Source organism: Atribacter sp. (assembly GCF_035418125.1).
GTDB lineage: Bacteria > Atribacterota > Atribacteria > Atribacterales > Atribacteraceae > Atribacter > Atribacter allofermentans.
On record NZ_DAOLQM010000083.1, the window covers coordinates 3339 to 8116 of the forward strand.

A 4778-nucleotide genomic window follows, 5' to 3' on the forward strand; every position below is an offset into this window, starting at 1 on the left:
GCTCATGGTTTATTTCTAATATTTGGGCAATCCATTCCAGGGGAAGATAGATTGGATTCCACTCTAACCGATCCATAGGATAATACGGACTGATTCCATAAGGCATTCGATTTTCTAAGAGGTGGATGGGAAGAATCCCTAAAAAATTGCCGCCGTATTTCTGAAGGAGATCGCTCACTAATCTCAGATCTTGCAAGTCTCCTATTCCCTGCTTTCTTCTGGTATTGAGTGAATAAACGGCTAGGTTCAAGCCCCAAAAATTTTTTTCTTCGGGTAGATAACAATATTTTGGAGTAAAGATGAAATAGCTTTTCAGATATAAAGTATTCAATGTGGTTCGAATTTCAAAATTGAGAGGATAATATCCCCACTCCAAATCCAATGGAAGTGGAAAGCTCCATTTATGGTTTTCAACTCGGAAGGGAATTTCCAAGATAACATTTTCCCGAGCGAGAAAGAGTGATCCTGAAAGCCAATTCAATTGAGGAACAAAAGCAATCTCTCGAGTTGAGGTAACAATAACTGGTGGAATAGGAAAGGCTATTTCTTCTTTCTTTCGATGGATGTTTTCCACCCAACCTGAACGATTTTGGGGATATTCACCGAAAGAACCAAGTAGGTTTACTAAAACTTCATCTTCAATTTGAATATGACTTCCATGAATATCATAATAATTAGTTTCAATTCCATATAATTCAGCCAATTTTCTCAATTCGTTCATGAAATCCCACCTTTCACTCTTTCACCTTTCATGATACACTACCTCGAAAATGGAATGAATACCTACTAAAAGTTTTTCTGTTTTTTAGTTCATTAATGGTGGTTAAGTCTCCAAACTAACTAAATAAATCTTATTATAATAACAAACTGTTTTTAAACTTAGATTTGCTGGTAGGAAAAGAGGATGTTTTGTGGATTTCGCTATTGCACTACTACATGGAACAGTTGACCTTTTCGTTGAATTCCTTTCACCGATTAGTCCCTATTTGATTAAAACCTATTCAATTCAAGCTCGAACCATTGCTATGCTCATTGCATCAATAATGTTGATGACGGCCTTAAGCCAAATTCTTTTTGCTATGGTTTTACCAAGGATAAAAAAACAATGGCTCTTGCTTTATGGAATTGTTGCTTTTGTAGTACTTCCTACTTCACTATTTTCTCTAAAAATGAACATTGTTGGATTGTACCTGGTATTTTTTACGGTTTTTTTGGCCAATGCTGCCTACCATCCTTTTGGTACAGCTTTGGCCAATCGCAATCAAAGCTCCAAAACGGTTACCTCTTTTGTGTCGGGAGGCATTATCGGAGGGGCTTTAGGTCCAATTTTTATTACCTGGTGGGTTGGAAGCGTTGGGCTCAATAAAATTATCTTTTTTAATCTTTTAATTTTTATTATTCTTCAACCGATTCTTTTGAAGGTAAAAAGGAATTTCACACCTATCACCAAACATCCAAATTTTTCTTGGAAGTCATTTCCAATTCTCATCCCAATTTGGATCATGGTTGGTTTAAGAACTTTCTATATGTCTTCTCTCCACACCTATTCACCAATGTATAGCAACCTTCGGGGGTATAGTCTTATTATTGGTGGATCCCTTCTCTCTCTTGGCTTGGTTTCAGGCCTGCTTTTCAATATCCTTGGTTCTCGATTTCGGATTCGATTCAACAATTGGCTAGTCAATGTGGTATCTTTTGCTGGAATGGGACTCTTTTTAAACATTTTTGTTCAGATCGAATCTCTCGCCTTATTTATACTCTTCTATGTTCTTTCTGATTCATTCATGTTTTTCTCCATGAGTTCAAATGTCATTGAAGCCCAAAAAATGCTCCCTGGACATCCGGCTTTCGCTGCATCGGTATCAATGGGAGTAGCTTGGGCAACTGGATATTTACTTCATTTGGGCTATTCGTCTTTCTTTGGAAATCAGGTTGGTTTTGTCCTCAATAGTATCGGAATTTTCTCTCTTATCACAGCAGGATGTTTACTGATATTCTCTCGTTACTTTGGGAGAGCACCAAAAGGATCATGAAAAAAAGGTTTTTTCTATTTCGGTATTTTTCCACTCAATTTTTAATTTTAATGTTGGTTGCCTTTGTTGCCAATTTTACCTACATATCAACTTCAATTCTTTTTGCTCTTTTTGCCAAAAAAATTGGTCTTAATGTTACCGAAACTGGAATTGTCATTTCAGCTTTAACCTTAGGTGCCCTAATTGGTGGACCAATCTGGGGTAAGTTTGTTGATCGAACCGGAAAAAGGAAAATTACCATTCTCATCAGTATGATTGGTCAAGGTGTTTTTTGTCTTATCACTCCTTTTATTTCTGGATTTTTTCCTTTATTGATGGTGAGGTTTGGTTTTGGTTGGTTTTGGGTGGCTCAAACACCAATTGTGAATGAAATCATAATCAAAAAGCGAAATATCGAAGCCAAAAATCGTGAACTGAGTTGGATTAATATCATACGTGGAGTCAGCTATTCCATTGCTATGCTCATTTCTGGTTATCTCAGCGATTTCGATCCTACCTGGAATTTTTACCTAGCAGGTATCGTTTCTTTAGCTATTATTTATCCAATTCTTCTTTTAAAGAAAGTTGATGGATTAAGGAGCCAAGAGGAAGGTTTAAAAAACGATGGGAAGTGGATATTAAGATGGAAAAACTTTCTTTTTTATCTCCCAATTTTCCTTCGATCTACAGCTGTAAATGGGCTTTCTTTTTTTATTCCACTGTTTTGGAAGGAAAAAGGTCTTTCGGCAGCTTTTATAGGTATGGTTTTAGGGGTATCTAACTTAATTCAACTGATGTTTTTTCCGATAGTGGGGAAAACCTGTTCTCGGAAAATGAAAAATATCCCATCAATAATTCTGTTTGGATATGCATTAACTATTATTCCTTTTATCGTTGCTCCCTTTCTCTATCGCGGGATATCGGTCTTCGTCCCTCAATCGGTTCTAAGTATCAGTTGGGTATTTTTCTATATTGCCACCACTCTCCTGCTGGGGGAAATAGCTCCCTATTCCCAGAGAACCGAAGCCTTAGGGTGGATGGAAACCGCTTTCAACTTAGGAGGAACCATCGGACCCATTACCTTTTCTTTTATTCTTGCTGGAAGCAGCAACAACTACCCGCTTTCTTTTTTAAGTTTTTCTCTGCTGGTTTTTTCGGCTTTGATTATTTTTTCTTCCTATGAGAGGAAATATCATCATAGATAAAGTATCGTTCAGATTAAAATTTACGACTGATTCTTAAAAAAATTGGTTCGACCTAAAGCTTGTTTAATAACAATAGCAATTACTCCTCCTACTAAAGCAGTAATCAGTTGAGGAAATTGCATCATTTTTGCAACTGGAGGAGGGACGCTTACTAAAAAAGCCACTGATTGAGAAAGCACTAAATACTTAGCAATAGACCCAATAACAATGCCCAATCCCAGGAAACCAATATTATTTTCTCTTCTTGTGGTAATCAAGAAAAAGACAATCACTATTGTTACATTCCCTAACATAATGAAAGGGATCATCGGTCCCATGGGAGCGGGTAAAATACCCCGAGAAAAAGCTACCCAAGGTGTAAATAAACCAATAACCATTCCACTTGAAACTCCAACCACCATAGTTGCTAGCAGTAAAAAGGCATTGACCAGTGGCCCAGTTATAAATTGCGGTAAACCAAGCAATTGGATAACTAACGTGAGAGCAAAAAGGACTGCCGTTCGGCTCACCCATCGAATCATTGATTGAGAGGTACTTTTCATATTTTTTATTTTCTCCTCCCGGTTTGGATTATTTTAATTTTCTCATTCAGGTGTCGAATGTCATCCCGTAACTCTAAATATAACCGATACCAGGGAAGAAGACTCTCCCTTAAGTCGGGATCCGGTTCATAGATTTTTGCTAAATGAAAGGTTTTCCGATAGGCATCTTCCGGTTCTTTATACAATCCCGATGCAATTCCAGCCAAAATTGCTGCCCCTTTACAGCTTCCTTCTTTATCCTGGGGAACTAAAATTTTTTCATTTAACACTGCTGCCTTGACCTTCATCCAAAAATCGTTTTGAGTACCTCCTCCAACATTGGTCACTCGTTCAACACGAATATTTAAATTTTGCGCCATAATATCCCATAAGTCTTTATATTCAAAGCCCAGACTGATAATCAAGGATTTCGTCAGGTCAGCTTTTTCCATCTTCCCTTCCAAATTTATAAAAGCGCCGCGTGCACCGTCATAATCAGCCCCCAATAGGTATGGGAAAAAAAGGCTAATCTCTTTCGGAATATCTTGAGGCATTTCTTTTAAATATTGGTACTTTTCGTTAATCAGCTTTAAAAACCACTCCAAAGAATATCCTCCGCTGTAAATTCCACTCATTCCATAATAGCGTTCCGGTATGGCATGATGTCCCCAGCTAAAAGAGCGTTTAAGCTGAGAAAAATCTATATGAGGGATGGCATCTAATGCCATAGTGAGATTTTCAGTGGTACCGGTTGAAATAAGAACCTGGCCCTGTTTAAATACTCCCACTGCGACTGCTGCACACAAGTGGTCATGCCCACCGGTAACCACTTGAAGGTTCTCCGGTAATCCGGTAAAACGGGCGATATCTTTTTGGATTGTACCTAAAACTATCCCCGATGGAGTGAGTTGGGACATTTTTTCAAGAGGTACTCCAATGATATCCAGTAATTCTTGAGACCATTGTCGGTTATTCTGATCAAAAAACATGGTTCGTGAAGCCAAAGAATAATCAAAAGATAGCACTCCAGAAAGAGCAGC

Annotated in this window: 5 protein-coding genes; 2 read left to right on the forward strand and 3 right to left on the reverse strand. The window is 37.9% G+C overall.

Annotation, left to right across the window (positions count from 1 at the left end):
* Positions 1–721 (reverse strand): 4-alpha-glucanotransferase (locus PLK24_RS05710; protein WP_324477153.1); only part of this gene is annotated, 721 nt, incomplete at its 3' end.
* Positions 722–911: 190 nt separating this feature from the next.
* Here PLK24_RS05710 and PLK24_RS05715 point away from each other — a divergent pair.
* The gene (locus PLK24_RS05715) at positions 912–2033 is read left to right on the forward strand and encodes an MFS transporter (RefSeq protein WP_324477155.1); all 1122 of its coding nucleotides are present in this window, start codon (positions 912–914) and stop codon (positions 2031–2033) included.
* The gene (locus PLK24_RS05720) at positions 2030–3217 is read left to right on the forward strand and encodes an MFS transporter (RefSeq protein WP_324477157.1); all 1188 of its coding nucleotides are present in this window, start codon (positions 2030–2032) and stop codon (positions 3215–3217) included. The genes PLK24_RS05715 and PLK24_RS05720 overlap by 4 nt, the downstream gene beginning before the upstream one ends.
* A gap of 20 nt (positions 3218–3237) precedes the next feature.
* Here PLK24_RS05720 and PLK24_RS05725 read toward each other — a convergent pair whose 3' ends face one another.
* Entirely contained in the window at positions 3238–3759 is a 522-nt protein-coding gene (locus PLK24_RS05725; protein ID WP_324477158.1) for an ECF transporter S component, read from the reverse strand.
* Between the two features lie 5 nt (positions 3760–3764).
* The coding region (locus tag PLK24_RS05730) for an FGGY-family carbohydrate kinase (protein ID WP_324477160.1) at positions 3765–4778 on the reverse strand (1014 nt) is incomplete at its 5' end.